This window comes from Serratia sp. UGAL515B_01, from assembly GCF_033095805.1.
In the GTDB taxonomy this organism is placed as follows: Bacteria; Pseudomonadota; Gammaproteobacteria; order Enterobacterales; family Enterobacteriaceae; genus Chania.
Genome location: NZ_CP109901.1, coordinates 795,754 through 815,274 on the forward strand (window position 1 = coordinate 795,754; position 19,521 = coordinate 815,274).

The following is a 19,521-nucleotide window of genomic DNA, read 5'->3' on the forward strand; positions in this document are numbered from 1 at the left end:
ACCAGTCCCGCAACTGATTTACGTGTACCCACCAGCCGTATTACTACAACAGTGTGAACAAACACCATTCAACGGGGAAACATTCGGCGATGCTGTGATGGCGTTGCAGGTTGCACAGACTGAGCTGGATATATGCGCCTCTCGTATTGAGGGGCTAATTAAATGGCAGCTAACTGCCGGGAGAAACGAATGAGCAAGATTGTACTGACAAAAGAGCAGATTAAAGAGTTGGCTATTTTCGCAGAAGAGGAAGGACAGCCTACTTACACGATTACACGCGCAAGCATTCCAGCGTTTGAAGCCGAAGATGGCACTAATGTTGATGAATATAACGGACTGATTGCATTTTCAGGCTCAGAAGATCATGGCGTTCTGCAGCTTGATTGATGGCATTACAGAGCATCTATCCGTGGGTGCTCGATAATGCTTCATGTATAGAGGCGTTAATCAAACGGCGGGGAACCGTCATCATAAATAAAGGGATAAATAATGGATAAGATAATTTCAGTAGGGGATGCCAAAATCACAATTAGTGAGACAGCGGACGGTTGTGTGAATATAAAAGTGTGTTGCTGCAAGCCACCTGAGCCAGCAACGCCTGAGCCTACCAGCTCACCAACGCCAGAACCATAAGGTTCTAACAGTAGCCTCGGCATAGTCTGGGGCTTTTCTATTTTGAGGCGTAATACATGCCACCATGTAGTGGATCACAAAATCAGGACACCTTCGTAGCCTTTTTCCACTGCTCTTCGTATTCACAGGGCGGTAATCCACCATTGTGCCGATGGGGGCGTACCGTGTTGTAATAACTTTGTATCCATTCACCGATATCTCGTACCGCATGATGGATATCCATATAACCCCCGACAGGCAGCCATTCACTTTTCAGGCTTCGGAACACTCTTTCCATTGGTGAGTTATCCAGGCAGTTACCCCTGCGGCTCATACTCTGCATCACTCCGTTCCTCCACAGTAACTGCCTGTATTTCTTACTCCTGTACTGCCCTCCCTGATCCGAATGAAACAGCAGCCTCTTTTCCTTTGGTCGCGTCTCCAGTGCATTACGCAGGGCTCGACACACCAGCTCGGCATCCGGGGATGACGATATGGCACTGCCCACTATCCGACGGGAGTAAAGGTCAATCACCAGTGCCAGGTAGCACCAGCCACCATTGACTTTGATATAGCTGATATCTCCACTCCACACACGATTGGGCTCCGACGGCTTAAACTGCCTTTTCAGTAAGTCTGGCGATGCCAGTGACGTCTCCCGTTCACCACGGTAACGAGGCTTGCCGGGTTGGCGACTCGCCAGACCACATTCCTGCATCAGCCTGCGGGCCAGCCAGCGCCCCACGTTATAACCCGACTGACGCATCAGCAGACTCAGTGTTCTGCTGCCGGCTGCTCCCCGGCTCTGTTGATGCAATTTCCGCACCTGAGCACGCAGTTGCAGACGTTTTACATCAACCCGCGAATTCAGCGAGGCATAGTAAACACTGCGCGTTACTTTGAGCAGGCGGCACAATTCGACCACCGACCATTTTGTTTTCAGCCGTGTGATTAACGCAAAGATTTGATGGGGAGCTCGCTCATCAACACGGCTGCCTGCTTTAGTATTTCTTTTTCCATTTCTAGCCGTTTAATCTGCGCTCTGAGCGACTGGATTTCACGTTGCTCTGGTGTCAGTGCAGGATTGTCCGGCGTCACCCCGCTGACTTCTTCTTTGTGCTGGCGTATCCATTTACGCAATTGGCTGGGGTCCAACTCCAGAGCGCGTGCAACCTCGATGGTTGACCGCTGATACTTAACGACCTGCTCAATAGCTTCCAGTTTGAATTCAGGAGAAAAACGGCGTTTGGTCTGTTTAGGTTGAGTCATTATCAATTACCTCAATTGGCTGTCATTAAATTAACAGGCTATTGAGGTGTCCGGTATTACTGATCCACTACACCACGCACACCAAAGGCCTGCCGTTGTCGTGGTTGTCGAAACACAACGACCGATCACAGTGGTTTTTGCAGTGAACACAAAGGAGAAGGCTGGAAGAATTACAAGCCAGGACAGACCAGGCACCAACGCGGCTATGGCAGTGACTGGGATATCAAGCGGCTTCGTGTGCTTAAGAGGGATAAGTATCTGTGCCAAGACTGCCTGGACGAAAAAATACTGACAGCAGCAAGGTGTGTTGACCACGTTATACCCAAGGCACATGGCGGAAGTGATGACGATAGCAACCTTCGGTCTTTGTGTTGGCCTCATCACAGACGCAAGACGGCAACGGAAAGGCTCAAACGATAAGAATTATCACATGCAGGGGGGGCGGGTAAAATCTCTACAGCCCTTACCCTTCCGTACTGCCCGCCTCGTCGTATTTTTATACCCGCGAAAAATGAAATTTAATCTGGAGCGCTTATGGCCGGAACGGCAGGCCGATCCGGGCGGCGTCCGAAGCCAACCGCCCGTAAGGAATTGGCCGGCAATCCCGGAAAAAGGTCATTAAACAAAGATGAGCCGGTATTCACACCCATTAAAGGCGTGGATCCGCCTGCATGGTTCGAGGAAGAAGAGCTGCACCTTGCTACGGTGATGTGGCAGATGACAACGAAGGAGCTTTGCGGCCAGGGCATTCTTTGCATCACCGACCTGGCAGTGCTCGAACGATGGTGTGTGGCGTATGAGTTCTGGCGCCGGGCGGTGAAGTGCATAGCCAGGGAGGGAAATGTAGTTACCGGTGCCACTGGCGGGCCGATAAAAAACCCACAACTGACAGCCAAAAAAGAGCAGGAATCGGAGATGAGTAGCACCGGCGCCATGCTTGGCCTTGACCCTGGCAGCCGGCAGCGTCTGATTGGCATGGCTGGGCAAAAGAAATCCACAAACCCTTTCATTAAGTTGATCACGTCATGACAAGAAAATCATACCCCAACGTTAACGCGGCTAATCAGTATGCGCGGGACGTGGTGCGCGGAAAGATTGTGGCGTGCCAGTTTGTTATCAGTGCCTGCCAGCGCCACCTTGATGATCTGGCTGAAGAAAAAGCGCGTAAGTTCAGGTACCGGTTTGATCGTGACCTGGCAGAGCAGGCGGCACGGTTTATTCAACTCCTACCCCATACAAAAGGGGAGTGGGCTTATAAACGTATGCCGATCACCCTGGAGCCTTGGCAGCTTTTCATTGTATGCGCAGTGTTTGGTTGGGTGCATAAAGGTACCAAGTTGCGGCGATTTCGTGAGGTCTACACCGAGATCCCTCGCAAAAACGGTAAATCAGCCATTTCTGCCGGGGTGGCTCTCTATGGCTTTACCTGTGACGGTGAATTTGGTGCTGAGGTTTACTCTGGCGCCACTACTGAAAAGCAGGCGTGGGAAGTATTCCGACCAGCCCGGTTGATGTGCAAGCGCACGCCGATGCTGATGGAGGCTTTCGGGATAGAGGTTAATGCTTCCAACCTGAACAGGCCTGAAGATGGCGCCCGTTTTGAGCCGTTGATCGGCAACCCCGGCGATGGTTCATCACCTAGCTTGGCGATAGTGGACGAGTATCACGAGCATCCGACTGATGCACTGTATACCACCATGCTTACCGGTATGGGTGCCAGGCGGCAACCGCTTATGTGGGCGATCACTACAGCGGGTTACAACATTGAAGGGCCGTGTTACGACAAGCGCCGCGAAGTTATTGAAATGCTGAATGGCACGGTACCTAACGATGAGTTGTTTGGCATTATTTACACCATCGACGAGGGCGACGACTGGACGAAGCCAGCGGCACTGGAGAAAGCCAATCCCAATATGGGGGTTTCGGTCTATCGGGATTTTCTGCTTAGTCAGCAACAGCGTGCTATCAACAATGCCAGGCATGCCGGCACATTCAAAACCAAGCATCTGAATGTCTGGGTAGCGGCGCGTAACGCTTTCTATAACCTGATCAGCTTGAAGCGTTGTGAAGATACCACGCTGACACTTGAGATGTTCGAGGGGCAGCCCTGCATACTTGCGTTCGACCTTGCGCGCAAGCTCGACATGAACAGCATGCCGCGCTTGTTTACTCGTGAAATTGACGGCAGGCGTCATTACTACAGCGTGGCTCCGCGTTTCTGGGTGCCTTATGACACGGTGTATAGCGTAGAAAAGAGTGAGGACAGACGAACGGCTGAACGCTTTCAAAAGTGGGTGGAGATGGGGTTGTTATCTGTCACCGATGGCGCAGAAATTGACTATCGCTACATCATGGATGAAGCCAAAGCAGCAAATCGACTTAATCCAGTAGAGGAAAGCCCGATAGATCCATCTGGTGCAACGGCAATATCGCACGAACTCGCTGATGAGGGGATGAACCCGATCACCATCATTCAGAATTACACTAATATGTCAGACGCCATGAAAGAGCTGGAGGCCGCTATTGAGTCTGGGCGTTTTCATCATGACGGCAATCCGATCATGCTCTGGTGTCTCAGTAATGTGATCGGCAAGTTCTTGCCGGGTAGTGATGATGTCGTCAGGCCGATAAAGGAGCAGGCTGAAAGCAAAATTGACGGCGCAGTCGCCCTGATTATGGCCATTGGTCGGGCCATGCTGAATGATCCTCGTGACTTCCTTTCCAACCTCGATCCGGATGAAGAACTACTGACGCTATGAAATCACTCATTATCGACCTTTGCGGGTTGGCAGGTTTCGGCTTGCTCGTGGCAGGGCTTTACCTGCAATTCGGTACCGCGATCGCGCTAATGGCTGGTGGCGGTTCAATGCTGGCGTTTGCGCTGGCGGCGGCCAGGAGAAATCAACGTGCTACTTGATGCCATTTTCCGTAGTGAATCGCTGGAAAATCCCGCCAATCCGATCACAGGTGACAGTCTTGATCTGGGGTTTCGGTCGGGGGATGTCTTTGTCAGTCCTGAAACCTCGATGAAGCTTACGGCGGTCTACGCCTGTATTTATGTGCTGTCTTCTACTCTGGCGCAGATGCCGTTACATGTAATGCGCAAATCCGGCGACAAGGTAGAGCAAGGGCGTGATCACCCCGTCTTTTATCTGGTTCATGACGAGCCGAACGTATGGCAAACCAGCTACAAGTGGAGGGAGTTGAAAGAGCGTCATGTTCTAGGTTGGGGTAACGGGTACACAAAGGTGGTTCGTTCTCGCCGGGGAGAAATCACTGCGCTTGAAGCCTGCATGCCGTGGGAAACCACGCTACTGAATACCGGCGGACGTTATACCTATGGTGTGTACAACGAAGAAGGCAGCTTTGCAATCAATCCCCATGACATGATCCATATTCGGGCGTTGGGCAATAACCAAAAGATGGGTTTAAGTCCTATCTTGCAGCAAGCCGAAACCATTGGGTTGGGAATGAGCGGACAGCAGTACACCAGTAACTTTTTTGGTGGTAATGCGCGGCCCGCTGGGATTGTGTCGGTAAAAGGCGAGCTAAATAAAGAATCCTGGGCTTGGCTGAAGGAGATGTGGAAGAAGGCTGCGCAGGCGTTGCGCAATCAGGAAAACAAAACCCTTCTGTTGCCCGCTGACTTGAATTACCAGGCATTGACGGTTTCGCCGGTGGACGCTCAGTTAATCGACCTGATGAAGCTTAATCGCTCACAAATTGCCGGGATCTTCAATGTTCCTGCGCACATGATTAACGATTTGGAAAAGGCGACCTTCTCCAACATTACTCAGCAATCCATTCAGTTTGTGCGCCACACGGTCATGCCGTGGATTGTTAATTGGGAGCAGGAGCTTAACCGCCGCTTATTTACCGCCGCCGAGCGCAGTGCAGGGTATTACGTCCGGTTTAACCTGGCTGGTTTACTGCGTGGTACCCCGCAGGAACGCGCCCAATTCTATCACTTCGCCATAACAGATGGCTGGATGAGTCGAAACGAGGCTCGAGCATTTGAAGATATGAACCCAGTTGATGGACTGGATGAAATGCTGGTCAGCGTCAATGCGGCTAATCCTGCCAGTGACATTACAGACTTAAACAAAGAGGAAAAGCCCAATGAGTGACAGAGAAACGCGCTGTTACGGCGGAGAAGTACGTGCACAACAGGAAGAAAACCAGCCTACGCACATTATCGGTTATGGCTCGGTATTCGATAGCCGATCAGAAGTGATCTGGGGGTTTCGCGAGATTATCAAGCCTGGCGCTTTTGATGACGTGCTGAAAGATGATGTTCGCGGCCTATTCAATCATGACCCTAATTTTATTCTTGGTCGCAGTTCGGCAGGTACGTTGTCGTTATCCGTTGATACGCGGGGGCTGCAGTACAACATTGTGGCACCAGAAACCCAGACTATCCGTGATTTGGTGATCAGCCCTATGCAGCGTGGCGACATCAACCAGTCCTCCTTTTCCTTCCGTGTCGCCCGCGATGGCGAGGATTGGTACCAGGATGAGCAAGGGGTTGTGATCCGAGAGATTAGCAAGATTTCGCGGTTGTTCGATGTTAGCCCGGTGACCTATCCGGCCTATCAGGAAGCCGATTCAGCCGTGAGATCCATGAAAGCCTGGCAGGAGGCGCGTGACAGTGGCGCGATCGCTAATGCCGTAAACCAACGAATGGCGCGTGAGCGCCTGCTGACTTTATTAAACGCGTAAGGAACCACCATGAAATTGCACGAATTGAAGCAAAAACGTAACACCATCGCGACCGACATGCGTGCTCTGAATGACAAGATCGGGGATAACGCCTGGACGGAAGAGCAGCGTACCGAGTGGAACAAGGCCAAGGATGAGCTGACCAAGATTGATGAGCAGATCGCTCGTGAAGAGGAGCTTCGCGCCTTGGATCAGACCTTTGTAGAGGACACTGAGCAGGAACAGCGTCAACAGTTGAATAAAAATCCAGAGCTTCAACAGCAGGAACGACGTGCGGCAGCGTTTGATAAATTCTTGCGCCAGGGCTTTGGCGAACTGACGGCTGAAGAACGCGCTGCTGTGCGTGAACTCCGCGCACAGGGCACTTCTCCTGATGAAAAAGGGGGTTATACCGTCCCGACCCAAATGCTGGCTAAAATCGTTGATGCGATGAAAGCTTACGGTGGCATTGCCAGCGTGGCGCAAATCCTAAACTCATCCAACGGGCAGGATATTACCTGGTCAACCTCTGACGGTACGGCGGAGGAAGGGGAGTTGCTGGGTGAGAACACCGCAGCCTCAGAGCAGGATGTTGAATTCGGTACCGCGATTTTGGGGGCTAAAAAACTCAGCTCTAAAATCATTCGCGTATCTAACGAACTGTTGCAGGATAGCGGTGTTGATATTGAAGCCTATCTGGCAGGACGCATTGCTCAACGTATCGGTCGCGGTGAGGCAAAATACATCGTCAAAGGCACCGGCGCAGGTACCCCAGTACAGCCCAAAGGGCTTGAGGTCTGTGTTACCGGCACTGTGGCGGCCAAGGCGCTCACGCTGGATTGGACGGATGTGAATACCCTTAAACATAGTATTGATCCAGCCTACCGTAACGGGCCTAAATTCCGGTTGGCCTTCAACGATTCCACACTGAAAACACTCACGGAACTGGTAGACGGTAATAAACGCCCGTTGTGGTTGCCGGATATTGTCGGTGTGGCGCCAGCGTCAGTGCTGGGGATGCAGTATGTTATCGACCAGGCGATCGATAGCATGGCAACCGGTAAAAAGTTTATTTACTGTGGTGACTTCGACCGCTTCATTCTGCGCCGCATCACTTATATGACGCTGAAACGCCTGGTTGAACGTTTTGCTGAGTACGATCAGACCGCGTTCCTTGCCTTCCATCGTTTCGATTGTGTGCTGGAGGATGCATCAGCGATCAAGGCGCTGACCGGTAAATAAACATTATTTACGTATTCCCTGCACCGCTTCGGCGGTTTTTTTATGCCCATCAAATGGTGGGCACTGGAGAGAGTCATGATCTTAACGCTTGCTGAAATCAAGGCTCAATTGCGCTTGGATTCTGATTTTACCGAAGAGGATGAGTTGCTTGAGTTTATTGGTAATGCGGTACAAAAGCGTACGGAAACCTATATCAATCGGACACTTTATCCTTGTGATGCGGTAATACCTCAAGATGATCCATGTGGATTACGTCTACCCGATGACATAAAGATGGGGATGCTATTGCTGGCTTCCCATTACTACGAAAATCGAAAGACTGTCACCGATTTTGAGCAGACAGAGGTGCCAATGGGTTTTCATTGGCTAGTTAGTCCTTATCGATTTATCCCACTATGAAAAGACGATTGACAGAGGTCACGGCAACATATCGAGCGCCAGAACCCGGCGAGCTTAACCGCCGAGCGCAATTCCGTACGCGCGAAGATGTGCCAGGCTCCGGGCATATGGGGGTTGATACAGTATACCACAACACATTCAGCACCTGGGCAAAGCTGGCAGCGGTCGGGGATTCAGTACGCATTGACTCGATGCAGGTTGACGCGGCGATCACTCATCGAATCATTATCCGGTACCGACGCGGTGTGACCACGGATGATGAAGTCGTGATCGAGGGTATGGTTTACCGCATCAAAGGTGCCAAAGATCTGAATGACGAGCGGCGCTTTTTGGTTATTAGTGCTGAGGAGTTGGGCACCGTTGAGGCGATAGGGGGCGATAGTGGGAATTGAGAACTCAAGCAGCGGCCTGTATCTACACGTCGATTTTGATAAAGCACCAGAAATCACATTCAACAAAGCCAGGGTGCGCCGTGCATTTGTAACCGTGGGGCAGAAGGTGATGGCTGAATCTCGCCGCCTCGTTGCTCGCAGGGCAATATCAAAGGCAGGGGAAGCGCCGGGCTTCAGAACGGGGCGGCTGGCAAAATCCATTGGCTATCGCGTTCCTACAGCGACCGCAAACCGCCCAGGCTTCATGGCTAAAATTGCTCCGAACCAGAAAGGCGGCAAAGGGAATCGGCTGATTGAGGGTGATTTCTATCCTGCTTTCTTGTGGTACGGCGTCCGAAGAGGTGCCAAGCGCGGAAAAAGCCACAAAAAAGGGGCATCGGGGGGCGATGGGTGGAAAATTGCCCCGAGAAAAAACTTTATGGAGCAGGCGTTACTCAATAAGCAGGCATGGATTCAGCGCGTGCTATTCGAGGCGCTTCAAAGCTCAGTGAGGCCCGTCAAAAAATGAAACTGTCATTGATTATTTCAGCTCTCCGGTTGCGCTGCCCGTCATTTGAGGGGCGTATTTCTGGTGCGGCAGAATATAAACCCATTCCCGATACTGCAAAAATGAAGTTGCCATCTGCCTGGGTTATCCCGCTTGATGACAACGTCAGTGAGCAGAAATCACAAACTGACTACTGGCAAGAGCTGACAGAAGGCTTTGCAGTAATTGTTATCATGGACAATACGCAAGATCAGCGTGGGCAGGCGGCAGCGTTTGACGTTGTTCATGATGTTAGGGCTGAACTGTGGAAGGCTCTGCTTGGCTGGGAGCTTGAAGATTACGACCCCATTCAATATGACGGCGGTAATTTGCTGGATATGAATCGTGCCCACCTTTACTACCAGTTCGACTTCTCAGCCAAAACCGACATCGCTGCTGAGGATACCCAACATTGGGATGACCTACAGCAACTTGAAGAGCTGGCGCTTGTGGCGGTTGATGTTGATTTCATGAAGCCCGATGGCGATATCGAGCACAAGTTAAGAATCCCACTAGACGAGTAATCCCTATGTATGTGATCCCCTGCAATGGCCGGTCAGTGCCTGATCCGGTCAAGGGCGACTTTTTGCCAAAAGAAGGCAGAAACGTTGCCGACACTATCTATTGGCATCGTCGTTTGGTCTCCGGTGAAGTGGTGCTGAAGGACACAACGCCCGTCCAGAAACCCGAACAAAAGGCTAAAAAACAATGAATTTTAACACTATCCCAAATGATTTGAGGGTACCGCTGTTTTCTGCCGAAATGGATAACAGCGCGGCAAACACGATACAAGATAGCGGCCCTGCGTTACTCATTGCTCACGCATTGGCAGGTAGCATCATCGAGCCTAACAAGCTGGTTATCATGCCGAGCGCCGGATTGGCTGGACAGATCGCAGGGCGCGGTAGCCAGCTTGCGCGAATGGTTTCGGCCTATCGTGCTGTAGATCCGTTTGGTGAGTTGTGGGTGATTGCTACACCAGAGCCGGCGGGAACGCCAGCAACCGGCACGTTGACAATCACCGGTTCAGCTCAGGCAGCAGGCGCGTTGTCGATCTATATCGGCTCTACGCGAGTGCAGGCAATGGTTACAGCATTGGATACGCCAGCGATCATTGGTACCACTGTTGCAGCAGCTATCAATGCGCTGCCTGATTTACCGGTTACCGCTGAAGCGATCGACGGTGTTGTGACGCTGACGGCAAAAAATAACGGACTCACCGGCAATGGCATCCCCGTAGTGATGAACTATCGCGGCACCGTGGGAGGTGAGCAAAACCCAGCCGGGGTGAATGTGGCGATTTCGCCAATCGCGGGTGGCGCGGGTTCCCCTGATTTGTCGGCGACGATTGCCGCGATGGGCGATGAAATGTTTGATTTTATCGGCTTCCCATTCAGTGATTCTGCATCTCTGTCCGTAATTGGCACGGAAATGAACGACGACACTGGGCGCTGGTCGTGGTCACGTCAGCTTTATGGTCACGTTTACACCGCAAAAATTGGGGTGTTGTCTGATTTAGTGGCGTTCGGCTCCACGTTTAACGATCCGCATCTGACTATTGCCGGATACGAGCCAGGCGTACAGATTTCCACCGATGAGCTGGTCGCGGCTCGCACTGCTCGTAATGCGGTATTTATCCGTAACGACCCAGCCAGACCAACGCAAACCGGTTTGCTGAATGGTGCCCTGCCAGCCCCGGCGGGTGAGCGTTTCATTCTTACCGAGCAGCAATCCCTGTTAACTCATGGTATCGCCACGGCATACAGCGAGGGCGGCGTGGTGCGCATTCAGCGAGACATCACGACTTATCAGAAGAATGCTTACGGCAATGCCGATAACAGCTTTCTGGATAGCGAAACGTTGCACACCAGCGCCTATGTGTTGCGCCGCTTGAAGTCGGTGATCACCAGTAAATACGGTCGGCACAAATTGGCGAATGACGGTACCCGATTCGGGCCAGGTCAGGCCATTGTTACGCCATCCGTGATCCGTGGTGAAATCCTTGCCGTTTATCGTCAACTGGAGCGAAGCGCGATCGTCGAAAACTTCGATCTGTTCGCTCAATACTTGATCGTGGAGCGCAACGCGGACGACCCGAACCGCCTTGATGTGCTGTTCCCACCTGATTACGTCAATCAGTTGCGTGTGTTTGCTCTGCTTAATCAATTCCGCCTGCAGTACCAAGAGGAGTCCGTTTAATGGCCAGAAACAAGCGTATCGGGGGTACCTGTTATTTCAAGATCGACGGTCAGCAATTGTCGCTAACCGGCGGCATAGAAGTACCTATGAATACAGCGGTAAAAGAAGATGTGGTGGGTATGGATGGTTCTGTGCATTACAAAGAAACCCACCGCGCGGCGTATATCAAAGGCACGTTTAAGGTGCCGGGTGATTTCCCGATCAGTAAGCTGGTCTCGTCCGACTCAATGACGATCACCGCCGAGCTGGCCAATGGTCAGGTCTACGTCCTTTCTGAGGCCTGGTTGAATGGCGAGGCAAACCACAACGCTGAAGAAGGCACGGCTGATCTCGAATTCCACGCAGAAGAAGGGTTCTATCAATGACAAAAATCACATTAACCAGAGAAATCACCGTTTCGGGTGAGCCGATCATAGAGTTGACGCTACGTGAGCCAACTTATGACGAAATGGCATCCTGTGGTATCCCGTTCACCATTACGGAGGACGGAGAAGTTAAGATGGATCTCAAGTCCACGCTGCGTTACCTGCCGATCTTGGCAGGAATACCGCCTTCCTCGGCAAAACAAATGACCCCGAAAGACATCATGACCGCCTCGATGTCGATTGTTAGTTTTTTTACGGCGTCGGCAGTGTAAAAAACTTTACTACTCGAGTTTATAACATTGCCTATTTCTGGCGCATTAACCCTTTAACGCTGATGTCCTGTCCGCTCTCCAAGATAGTGGAGCTTGAAGAGCAGGCAGAGCGAATCAATTCGGAGATAAATAATGGCTGATAGCTTTCAACTAAAGGCGATCATCACCGGCGTTAACAAGCTATCGCCACAACTTACGACGATGCAGAAGGATCTGCGTAAGTTTAAGGGGGAGTTCAAGGATGTTATCAGTTCCGCTGGTGTAGTTGGCGCTGGCATTGCGGCGGCGTTTGCGATGCCAATTAAATCAGCTATCGATTTTGAATCGACGATGGCTGATGTTAAAAAGGTTGTTGATTTTGATAGTAATCAGCAATTTAAAAAGATGGCTGATGATGTGCTGGATCTATCTACAAAGCTACCGATGGCTGCTAATGGGATCGGGGAAATTGTTGCCGCTGGTGGTCAGGCGGGTATTGCGCGTGACGAGCTGCTCAAGTTTGCTGAAGGTGCAGTAAAAATGGGGATTGCCTTCGATCAGACAGCAGAGCAATCAGGGCAGATGATGGCGCAGTGGCGCACGGCGTTTAAAATGACGCAAGATGAAGTGATAACGCTCGCTGATAAGGTTAACTATCTTGGCAATACCGGCCCCGCCAATGCTGCGAAAATATCGGATATTGTCACTAGAATTGGGCCATTAGGTGAAGTTGCAGGCGTGGCGTCTGGGGAGATTGCGGCTATGGGTGCAACCATTGCCGGTATGGGGGTGGAGTCAGAGATTGCCTCAACAGGGATCAAGAATTTCATGTTGTCATTGACAGCAGGCGGAGCTGCAACAGCGTCACAGAAAAAAGCACTCAAAGCGTTAAAGATAAATCCCAAAACTCTAGCCGCCGACATGCAAAAAGATGCAAAAGGTACCATGATCAGGGTTCTTGAGTCGATGGCTAAGGTACCTAAAGCCAAGCAAGCGGCAGTGATGACGGCTCTTTTTGGTAAGGAGTCATTGGGTGCTATTGCCCCATTACTGACTAACCTTGATCTTTTGAAGGTCAACTTCAATAAAGTTTCAGATGCCCAGCAATACAATGGCTCAATGCAGAAGGAATACGCATCTAGAGCAGCTACAACGGCTAATGCACTTATCTTGCTTAAGGGGCAGGTGAATGCGGCTGCAATATCTATCGGTGATTTATTCCTTCCCACAATCGTTAGTGGAACAAAAAAACTGACACCTTACCTTGTCAGTATTCGTAACTTGATAAAAGAGAACCCCGAGCTTATCAAAACCACACTCAAGCTGGGTGTGTATCTGATGGGAGTAGCGGTCAGTGTCACAGCTGTTACCAAAGCCGTTGCCTTTATGAGTTTTGTCACAAAGATGTCACCGCTTGGCAGGTTGCTTGCTGTGCTGATTGCTGCTGGTGGTTTGATTGTCGCCAATTGGGATAAAGTCGGCCCGGTATTTAAAGCGATATGGGATAAAATAAAACCCATTGTAGAGCTATTCGGTGGAATGGAAAATATCATGCAGGCTGTTGCTGTTTTTGCGGCAGGGGCTTTTGCTTTGTCTTTTATTTCTGGCATGGGTAAAAGCAACGCGGTATTAATCCTTCTGAATCGCTCACTAAAAACGCTGTTATCCTTCGCGGGTAAGTCTGTGGCTATTGGAGTTCTTATCAGTCTCTATGAGCCTTTCATGGATTTAAAGAAAAATGTAGACGCCAGAAAAAATAAATGGGAAAGCGAAAGAAATGGAAAGTCTGATGCTGAGTTAATTGCCGAACATGCAAAATCCGGTGGTTCAATAATAGATAAGGACTCAGTTGTTTATTCTAAGCTCAAGAGTTTATTTAGATCCGAAGATAAGGCATCAATCCTTGCAGGAAAAGGGCAGCAGCTTAATGGTGAAATAACCGTTAAATTCGATAACGCGCCGCCTGGAATGAATGTTGTGAGCGCCGTGGCTGGCTCTCCTAATCTTGGCATAACAACAGATGTTGGCTATAATCGGTTTGCAAATAGGTAGGTGTTTTATGTGGAAATCTTAACATTTTAATAATACATCTGGACTGTGACATGCAAAAAATAATAGCTGCATCACTTTTTTTATTAGCGTTTTCTGTTAGTGCTAAATTTATTAACCCAATGGATTTTGATGGGTCTGAGGCTCAAAAAAATGAAGTGATAGAGTATATCAAATCTACAGTTAAGCGTGATTATTGTAATGATACTGTAGACATGTGCCAAGATACCATGCTGCGTATGATGGAGGATGAAAATCTAAACGCATTTAAACTAGCTACCAAAGCAACAAACAGGAAAGTAATGGATCGCGTTATTAAAGATTACTGCAGCAGCGAAGTTAATATGTGTAATTATGCCATGATAAACATGATGTACGACGAGAATATTAAAGCTAGCAATAATTCACTGAAATGGTAATTTTTTAACCCATTGTAATATTTAAAATATAACCCACCTTTCGGTGGGTTTTTTATTGGTGGTAACCATGAGCTGGAAAGACAAGTTATTACCCGCGTCTTTTCGCGGCGTACCTTTTAAGACGAAAGATGACGAGGCCACAGTAGGCCGCAGAACGCAAACCCACGAATACCCCAACCGCGACAAACCCTATTCCGAGGATCTGGGGCGAGTCACGCGCCGCGATAGAATATCGGCATATGTGATCGGTGATGATTATCAGGCACAGCGCGATCAGCTCATTGCCGCGATTAACCAGGGTGGCCCCGGTAAGCTGATACATCCACAGTACGGCGAGCTTAACGTATGCATCGATGGTGAAGTTACTGTTAGTCATAGCTCATCAGATGGGCGGATGTGTACGATCAGTTTTGCATTCGTCGAAGCCGGTGAGCTTTCCTTTCCTACATCGGGCGTAGCAACCGGACAGAAGCTGATTTCTTCTACCGATGCGATGACTGACAGTGCTTCTGACGCCTTCGGTAAATCTTTTGGCCTAGATGGCTTGCCGGATTTTCTGCAAAACGGCGTGCTTGAAAATGCCCATGACATGACGGGGATCGCCATTAAAGCGCTCGATGGTGTGAACTCAGCGATGGGTGATGCCGGGCGATTGCTCGACGGTGACATGTCTGTGCTGCTCATGCCCCCTAGTTCGGGCATGGATTTTACTAACCGACTGCAGCGTATGTGGCGTTCGGGTAATGCGCTATTCAGAAATAGCGGGGATGTTATCAGCAAGATAAAGGGGTTAACCGGCTTTACCGTTGATCGCAATCTTGCCCCGCGAGGCGTGTGGAAAACAGACAGTAAAACCACACAAATTCAGACCGCACAGACTAACGCGATTGCTCAGGCTATGCGCACAACTGCATTAGCTGAAGCTGCTCGTAGTGTTTCCAGCCTGCCCCAGCCACTTCTTGCGCAGACAGGCAATACCATCACGCAAGCACGATTACCGCAACGCCCGGAAACCGGCACGGACACACAGCCGGTGAGATTGCCGCTGCTCACACACCCAGCCGTAACATCCCTTGATGACGGCGCAGTGACCGAACCACCATTAAGCTACGACACATTGACGGAGATCCGCGACACGCTTAACAACGCCCTCGATCATGAGCTGTTACGTGTCACTGATGATAGGCTTTTTCTGGCACTTAATACTGTTCGTGCTGATGTTAACCGAGACATTAGCCAGCGTCTGGAACAGACAGAAAAAACCGCATTGCTCACGCCTACCGATGTTTTGCCCGCGTTAGTGTTGGCTGCTGATTGGTACGACTCGTCAGGGCGAGAGCGCGATATTTTAGGTCGCAATCCAATCATACACCCCGGCTTTGTGCCGGTTGTAACGTTAAAGGTGCCAGTACGATGAGCGACGAAAACAATAATGTGACATTGCGAGTCGGGGGTCGCGAGTGGGGCGGCTGGACGTCTGTTTCAATATCAGCAGGCATTGAACGCTTGGCGCGTGACTTCAATATCGAGATAACCCGCCAGTGGCCAGGCTCAGAAGATGTCGGCAATTTACAGCCGAAAATTAAGAAGGGTGACCCCGTCACGGTATTGATTGGTACCGATCTGGTTATCACCGGCTACATCGATGCTACCCCTGTGCGGTATGACGCTCGCAGCGTGTCTGTGGGCATCGTTGGACGCAGTAAAACCGCCGACCTGATCGACTGTTCAGCCATGACAACGCAGTTTACGGGCCGGACATTTACGCAGATTGCCGAGCAATTGGCAAAGCCGTTTGGCGTGTCGGTGGTGAATGCTGGCATAGACAATACCCCCGTTGTCGGCCTGCAGGTGGATTACGGTGAAACCGTGATTGATGTGCTCGACAAGATGATGGGCCTGCAGCAAGTGTTGGCATACGACAACCCAGCCGGTGAGTTGGTCATCGGGCCTGTGGGTGCTTCTCATTGTGTCACGGCCTTGGTGCTTGGTGAGAATATTATCAGCTGCGATACCGAGCAGAGCATTAAAGAGCGCTTTTCCGAGTATCAAGTGGCTGGGCAAAGGGCTGGTAATGATGATGACTTTGGTGAGGTCACCACGTCAGCGATCAGGGCTAAAACCGTCGATGGTGGTGTGAGTCGCTACCGACCTATGGTGATCAAGCAAGCCGGTAATGCTACTGGCGGATCGGTCATTGAGCGCAGTCAGTTTGAGATGTTGCGCCGAGCGGCAAGAACCGACGAAGTTACCTATACCGTGCAGGGCTGGCGGCAAGGCAACGGCAAGCTGTGGGAGCCTAACCAGCTTGTGACGGTTTACGATCCCGTACTCGGTTTTACTAACCGTGACATGCTGATCGCGGAAGTGACCTACAGCAAGAGTGGACAGGGCACCACAACGCAGTTACGGATCGGGCCACCTGATGCTTATCTTCCTAAGCCGCCTAATCAAAAAGCGGCGCGTAAAAAAGTCGATGAAGAGGACGATTTCTGATGAGCAGACTGTTTAGCGGCTTACAACGCAGCTTGTCAAATTTAATTGTGCGCGGTGTTGTGCGGCGCACTGACAGCACCAGCAAAAGCCAGATGCTACAGATCCAGATGATAGCCGACGAACCGAAGGACAGCATCGAACACTTAGAGCCTTACGGTTTTACCAGCTCGCCACATCTTGGGGCAGAAGTCTTTGCGGCGTTTCCTGATGGCGATCACTCGCATGGCGTAGTGCTTGTTGTTGCCGATCGCCGTTATCGCATTGCAGGGCTGAAAAGCGGCGAGGTGGCGATTTACAGCGATGAAGGCGACAGCATTATCCTTAAACGCGGCAATCAGGTCGAGATTACGACCAAGGAGTTTATTGTTAATGCCGAAACGAAGGTGACACTAAACACGCCACTTGTTGAGACGTCTGGCAAGATTGTGGCCACCGGCAATGTTGAGTCTGGTGCGGATGTTCGAGATAAAACCGGCACGGTTGCAGCGATCCGTGTCACATACAACGGACATACTCACACGCACGGCGACCCAATAACCGGCGTACCGATACAGAAGATGGGGCAACCATGATCCTGATAGTCAATGGTAAGCAGCAGGCCGTTCATGCTCCAACCGATCCGTTAACGCGCTCTGTCATTATCTCTTTATTTACCTGGCGTCGTGCTGACCCTGATGATGACACTGTTCACCCAATGGGGTGGTGGGGCGACACATATCCAACCGTGCAGAATGACCGGATCGGCTCCCGTCTTTACTTGCTCCGGCGTGAAAAGATCACAAGTAAAACTATCGAGTTAGCGCGTGGCTATATCACTCAGGCGCTGGCTTGGATGCTTGATGATGGGGTGATCACCGACTCAGCGATCAACGTTCAGCGCAGCGGTACTGACACGATTACGGCAGAGATAACACTATACCGTGCCGGTGGTGCAGATCACCGGATCACATTAACCGACTTATGGAGTGCGTCCGATGGCTGATAGCGGATTTAACCGCCCAACCCTTCCGCAGTTAATCACCCAAATCCGCAGCGACCTCAATTACCGATTTCAAAATGATGCCGTCTTACGCCGTGCCGACTCGGAAGTGTACAGCCGCGTGCAGGCAGCAGCAGTTCATACGCTGTACGGTTACATCGACTATCTTGCGCGTAATCTGCTACCCGATCTTTGTGACGAAGATTGGCTGGTAAGGCACGGCAACATGAAGCGCTGCCCTCGGAAAGCGCCTTCAGCGGCCTCTGGATTTGTCCGCTGGGAGGGAGTGACGGACGGTATCACGGTACCCGCTGGCATGGTTATTCAACGTGATGATTTGCGGGAGTACACCACAACGGCAGATGCTACATCTGCTGCTGGCGTCTTGCTTGCGCCAGTGGTCTGTTCATCGACCGGGATAGCAGGTAATACCGATGACGGCATCAGTATGATCCTGACGCAGCCGGTAAGTGGCTTGCCGTCCGCTGCCGTTGCTGATGGCATCGATGGCGGCGCTGACGTTGAGCCTATCGAAGAGTGGCGAGCACGGATTATAGAGCGTTGGTACTACACCCCCCAGGGTGGTGCCGATAGCGATTACATCGTGTGGGCCAAAGAGGTACCCGGCGTTACTCGCGCATGGACGTATCGCCATTGGATGGGGGCAGGCACTGTGGGGGTAATGGTTGCCAATAGCAACCTTGAAAACCCGATCCCTGATGGTACGGTGGTTGATGCTGTTCGTGAGCATATTTTACCGCTTGCACCCGTTGCAGGCTCAAGCCTCTACACCTTTCCGCCGATCGCTAAAGTGGTGCCCTTTCGTATTCGCATCACGCCGGATACGCCCGCGGTTCGTTATGCCGTGGTGGCAGAGTTACGCGCCATGTTTTTCCGCGATGGCACGCCAGGTGGAACGTTAGAGCATTCTCGCATTTCCGAGGCAATCAGCATTGCAACCGGTGAGTTTAATCACACGCTGATAAGCCCGACAGATGATGTAGTCCTTGCCTCAACAGAATTGCCCGTTGTCGGGGAGGTTACATGGAGCTAGAGGACTACGAGAGTTTACTTAAGAATCTGCTCCCGCGTGGCCCTGCATGGGACGGAGAGGATCCGTTGTTGCTCGGGCTGGCTCCGTCCCTACATCGCGTGCATCAACGCGGCGACGACTTGATGATTGAGATAGATCCGCGCACAACTCAAGAGCTTATCGACCGCTACGAACGACTAACCGGGTTACCTGATGCATGCGCCCCTGATGGCGCTCAGACATTGGCGCAGCGGCAGCAGCGACTGGACGCCAAGATCAACATTATGGGCGGTATCAGTAAGGATTTTTATCTCGCTCAGTTGTATGCCCTCGGCTATGAGGGCGCGACGATCACGCAGTTCGAAACCGATGTTTTTCGCTGCACATCAACGTGTATGGACTCTCTTTATTCGGACGAATGGCGCTTCTGGTGGCAAGTCAACATGCCAAACACAACGCAAGTTACAACCATGACGTGCATGTCATCCTGCACGGAAAGCCTGAAAGCGTGGGGTGATACGGTGGCGGAATGTGTAATCAACAAGCTTTGTCCCTCACATACTTATGTAACCTTTAACTACCCGGAGTAACT

At 51.1% G+C, this 19,521-nt stretch carries 24 protein-coding genes and 1 pseudogene; 24 read left to right on the forward strand and 1 reads right to left on the reverse strand.

Features of this window, described 5'->3' with window-relative positions:
- Window positions 1–189: 189 nt before the first annotated feature.
- Entirely contained in the window at window positions 190–387 is a 198-nt protein-coding gene (locus OK023_RS03810) for a hypothetical protein (RefSeq protein WP_317694976.1), read from the forward strand.
- 328 nt (window positions 388–715) lie between these two features.
- Here the strand turns inward: OK023_RS03810 and OK023_RS03815 are convergent.
- A protein-coding gene (locus OK023_RS03815; RefSeq protein WP_317692555.1) for an IS3 family transposase occupies window positions 716–1,881 on the reverse strand; the annotation gives its coding sequence in 2 pieces (ribosomal slippage) (window positions 716–1,617 and window positions 1,617–1,881; 1,167 coding nt in all).
- A 72-nt stretch (window positions 1,882–1,953) separates the two neighbouring features.
- Between OK023_RS03815 and OK023_RS03820 the strand changes: the two are divergent.
- From OK023_RS03820 to OK023_RS03930, 23 genes and pseudogenes are all read left to right on the forward strand, one after another.
- A pseudogene (locus tag OK023_RS03820) lies at window positions 1,954–2,301 on the forward strand (HNH endonuclease); the annotation flags it as partial.
- A gap of 114 nt (window positions 2,302–2,415) precedes the next feature.
- Window positions 2,416–2,910 (forward strand): phage terminase small subunit P27 family, encoded by a 495-nt coding sequence (locus OK023_RS03825; RefSeq protein WP_317694978.1) that lies wholly within the window; start codon window positions 2,416–2,418, stop codon window positions 2,908–2,910.
- Window positions 2,907–4,640, forward strand: coding sequence for a terminase large subunit (locus tag OK023_RS03830; protein WP_317694980.1), 1,734 nt, complete (start codon window positions 2,907–2,909; stop codon window positions 4,638–4,640). The genes OK023_RS03825 and OK023_RS03830 overlap by 4 nt, the downstream gene beginning before the upstream one ends.
- Window positions 4,637–4,798, forward strand: coding sequence for a hypothetical protein (locus OK023_RS03835; RefSeq protein ID WP_317694982.1), 162 nt, complete (start codon window positions 4,637–4,639; stop codon window positions 4,796–4,798). Before OK023_RS03830 ends, OK023_RS03835 begins: the two co-directional genes overlap by 4 nt.
- Complete coding sequence (locus OK023_RS03840) at window positions 4,788–6,008, forward strand: phage portal protein (protein ID WP_317694984.1); 1,221 nt, start codon at window positions 4,788–4,790, stop codon at window positions 6,006–6,008. The genes OK023_RS03835 and OK023_RS03840 overlap by 11 nt, the downstream gene beginning before the upstream one ends.
- Window positions 6,001–6,600: an HK97 family phage prohead protease gene (locus OK023_RS03845; protein WP_317694986.1), complete on the forward strand. Its 600-nt coding sequence runs from the start codon at window positions 6,001–6,003 to the stop codon at window positions 6,598–6,600. Before OK023_RS03840 ends, OK023_RS03845 begins: the two co-directional genes overlap by 8 nt.
- A gap of 9 nt (window positions 6,601–6,609) precedes the next feature.
- A complete protein-coding gene (locus OK023_RS03850; RefSeq protein WP_317694988.1) occupies window positions 6,610–7,821 on the forward strand; it encodes a phage major capsid protein in 1,212 nt (403 codons plus the stop codon).
- 75 nt (window positions 7,822–7,896) lie between these two features.
- Window positions 7,897–8,220 carry a head-tail connector protein gene (locus tag OK023_RS03855; protein WP_317694990.1) on the forward strand — a complete coding sequence of 108 codons (324 nt, stop codon included), beginning with the start codon at window positions 7,897–7,899 and terminating at the stop codon, window positions 8,218–8,220.
- Entirely contained in the window at window positions 8,217–8,612 is a 396-nt protein-coding gene (locus tag OK023_RS03860; RefSeq protein WP_317694992.1) for a phage head closure protein, read from the forward strand. The genes OK023_RS03855 and OK023_RS03860 overlap by 4 nt, the downstream gene beginning before the upstream one ends.
- On the forward strand, window positions 8,602–9,120 hold the full coding sequence (locus tag OK023_RS03865) for a hypothetical protein (RefSeq protein ID WP_317694994.1): 519 nt from the start codon (window positions 8,602–8,604) through the stop codon (window positions 9,118–9,120). The genes OK023_RS03860 and OK023_RS03865 overlap by 11 nt, the downstream gene beginning before the upstream one ends.
- Entirely contained in the window at window positions 9,117–9,662 is a 546-nt protein-coding gene (locus OK023_RS03870) for a hypothetical protein (protein ID WP_317697472.1), read from the forward strand. Before OK023_RS03865 ends, OK023_RS03870 begins: the two co-directional genes overlap by 4 nt.
- A 5-nt stretch (window positions 9,663–9,667) precedes the next feature.
- Window positions 9,668–9,850, forward strand: a complete 183-nt coding sequence (locus tag OK023_RS03875) for a DUF2635 domain-containing protein (RefSeq protein ID WP_317694996.1) — start codon at window positions 9,668–9,670, stop codon at window positions 9,848–9,850.
- Window positions 9,847–11,337: a phage tail sheath subtilisin-like domain-containing protein gene (locus tag OK023_RS03880; RefSeq protein WP_317694998.1), complete on the forward strand. Its 1,491-nt coding sequence runs from the start codon at window positions 9,847–9,849 to the stop codon at window positions 11,335–11,337. Before OK023_RS03875 ends, OK023_RS03880 begins: the two co-directional genes overlap by 4 nt.
- A complete protein-coding gene (locus OK023_RS03885; protein WP_317695000.1) occupies window positions 11,337–11,702 on the forward strand; it encodes a phage tail tube protein in 366 nt (121 codons plus the stop codon). The genes OK023_RS03880 and OK023_RS03885 overlap by 1 nt, the downstream gene beginning before the upstream one ends.
- Window positions 11,699–11,974 (forward strand): phage tail assembly protein, encoded by a 276-nt coding sequence (locus OK023_RS03890; RefSeq protein ID WP_317695002.1) that lies wholly within the window; start codon window positions 11,699–11,701, stop codon window positions 11,972–11,974. Before OK023_RS03885 ends, OK023_RS03890 begins: the two co-directional genes overlap by 4 nt.
- Window positions 11,975–12,106: 132 nt before the next feature.
- Window positions 12,107–14,005 (forward strand): phage tail tape measure protein, encoded by a 1,899-nt coding sequence (locus OK023_RS03895; protein WP_317695004.1) that lies wholly within the window; start codon window positions 12,107–12,109, stop codon window positions 14,003–14,005.
- Window positions 14,006–14,055: 50 nt separating this feature from the next.
- Entirely contained in the window at window positions 14,056–14,421 is a 366-nt protein-coding gene (locus OK023_RS03900) for a hypothetical protein (protein ID WP_317695006.1), read from the forward strand.
- A 67-nt stretch (window positions 14,422–14,488) separates the two neighbouring features.
- The gene (locus tag OK023_RS03905) at window positions 14,489–15,838 is read left to right on the forward strand and encodes a DNA circularization N-terminal domain-containing protein (RefSeq protein WP_317695008.1); all 1,350 of its coding nucleotides are present in this window, start codon (window positions 14,489–14,491) and stop codon (window positions 15,836–15,838) included.
- Window positions 15,835–16,917: a phage baseplate assembly protein gene (locus OK023_RS03910; protein WP_317695010.1), complete on the forward strand. Its 1,083-nt coding sequence runs from the start codon at window positions 15,835–15,837 to the stop codon at window positions 16,915–16,917. The genes OK023_RS03905 and OK023_RS03910 overlap by 4 nt, the downstream gene beginning before the upstream one ends.
- Window positions 16,917–17,489, forward strand: coding sequence for a phage baseplate assembly protein V (locus tag OK023_RS03915; protein ID WP_317695012.1), 573 nt, complete (start codon window positions 16,917–16,919; stop codon window positions 17,487–17,489). Before OK023_RS03910 ends, OK023_RS03915 begins: the two co-directional genes overlap by 1 nt.
- Complete coding sequence (locus OK023_RS03920) at window positions 17,486–17,899, forward strand: phage GP46 family protein (protein ID WP_317695014.1); 414 nt, start codon at window positions 17,486–17,488, stop codon at window positions 17,897–17,899. The genes OK023_RS03915 and OK023_RS03920 overlap by 4 nt, the downstream gene beginning before the upstream one ends.
- Entirely contained in the window at window positions 17,892–18,950 is a 1,059-nt protein-coding gene (locus OK023_RS03925) for a baseplate J/gp47 family protein (RefSeq protein WP_317695016.1), read from the forward strand. The genes OK023_RS03920 and OK023_RS03925 overlap by 8 nt, the downstream gene beginning before the upstream one ends.
- The gene (locus tag OK023_RS03930) at window positions 18,941–19,519 is read left to right on the forward strand and encodes a YmfQ family protein (RefSeq protein ID WP_317695018.1); all 579 of its coding nucleotides are present in this window, start codon (window positions 18,941–18,943) and stop codon (window positions 19,517–19,519) included. The genes OK023_RS03925 and OK023_RS03930 overlap by 10 nt, the downstream gene beginning before the upstream one ends.
- The last annotated feature ends 2 nt before the right edge of the window (window positions 19,520–19,521 follow it).

What these genes read in the sequence shown, in the direction of transcription:
- OK023_RS03810 (WP_317694976.1), top strand. Translation starts at nt 190, where the DNA reads ATGAGCAAGATTGTACTGACAAAAGAGCAGATTAAAGAGTTGGCTATT.
- OK023_RS03825 (WP_317694978.1), top strand. Translation starts at nt 2,416, where the DNA reads ATGGCCGGAACGGCAGGCCGATCCGGGCGGCGTCCGAAGCCAACCGCC.
- OK023_RS03830 (WP_317694980.1), top strand. Translation starts at nt 2,907, where the DNA reads ATGACAAGAAAATCATACCCCAACGTTAACGCGGCTAATCAGTATGCG.
- OK023_RS03835 (WP_317694982.1), top strand. Translation starts at nt 4,637, where the DNA reads ATGAAATCACTCATTATCGACCTTTGCGGGTTGGCAGGTTTCGGCTTG.
- OK023_RS03845 (WP_317694986.1), top strand. Translation starts at nt 6,001, where the DNA reads ATGAGTGACAGAGAAACGCGCTGTTACGGCGGAGAAGTACGTGCACAA.
- OK023_RS03850 (WP_317694988.1), top strand. Translation starts at nt 6,610, where the DNA reads ATGAAATTGCACGAATTGAAGCAAAAACGTAACACCATCGCGACCGAC.
- OK023_RS03855 (WP_317694990.1), top strand. Translation starts at nt 7,897, where the DNA reads ATGATCTTAACGCTTGCTGAAATCAAGGCTCAATTGCGCTTGGATTCT.
- OK023_RS03860 (WP_317694992.1), top strand. Translation starts at nt 8,217, where the DNA reads ATGAAAAGACGATTGACAGAGGTCACGGCAACATATCGAGCGCCAGAA.
- OK023_RS03870 (WP_317697472.1), top strand. Translation starts at nt 9,117, where the DNA reads ATGAAACTGTCATTGATTATTTCAGCTCTCCGGTTGCGCTGCCCGTCA.
- OK023_RS03875 (WP_317694996.1), top strand. Translation starts at nt 9,668, where the DNA reads ATGTATGTGATCCCCTGCAATGGCCGGTCAGTGCCTGATCCGGTCAAG.
- OK023_RS03880 (WP_317694998.1), top strand. Translation starts at nt 9,847, where the DNA reads ATGAATTTTAACACTATCCCAAATGATTTGAGGGTACCGCTGTTTTCT.
- OK023_RS03885 (WP_317695000.1), top strand. Translation starts at nt 11,337, where the DNA reads ATGGCCAGAAACAAGCGTATCGGGGGTACCTGTTATTTCAAGATCGAC.
- OK023_RS03890 (WP_317695002.1), top strand. Translation starts at nt 11,699, where the DNA reads ATGACAAAAATCACATTAACCAGAGAAATCACCGTTTCGGGTGAGCCG.
- OK023_RS03895 (WP_317695004.1), top strand. Translation starts at nt 12,107, where the DNA reads ATGGCTGATAGCTTTCAACTAAAGGCGATCATCACCGGCGTTAACAAG.
- OK023_RS03900 (WP_317695006.1), top strand. Translation starts at nt 14,056, where the DNA reads ATGCAAAAAATAATAGCTGCATCACTTTTTTTATTAGCGTTTTCTGTT.
- OK023_RS03905 (WP_317695008.1), top strand. Translation starts at nt 14,489, where the DNA reads ATGAGCTGGAAAGACAAGTTATTACCCGCGTCTTTTCGCGGCGTACCT.
- OK023_RS03910 (WP_317695010.1), top strand. Translation starts at nt 15,835, where the DNA reads ATGAGCGACGAAAACAATAATGTGACATTGCGAGTCGGGGGTCGCGAG.
- OK023_RS03915 (WP_317695012.1), top strand. Translation starts at nt 16,917, where the DNA reads ATGAGCAGACTGTTTAGCGGCTTACAACGCAGCTTGTCAAATTTAATT.
- OK023_RS03920 (WP_317695014.1), top strand. Translation starts at nt 17,486, where the DNA reads ATGATCCTGATAGTCAATGGTAAGCAGCAGGCCGTTCATGCTCCAACC.
- OK023_RS03925 (WP_317695016.1), top strand. Translation starts at nt 17,892, where the DNA reads ATGGCTGATAGCGGATTTAACCGCCCAACCCTTCCGCAGTTAATCACC.
- OK023_RS03930 (WP_317695018.1), top strand. Translation starts at nt 18,941, where the DNA reads ATGGAGCTAGAGGACTACGAGAGTTTACTTAAGAATCTGCTCCCGCGT.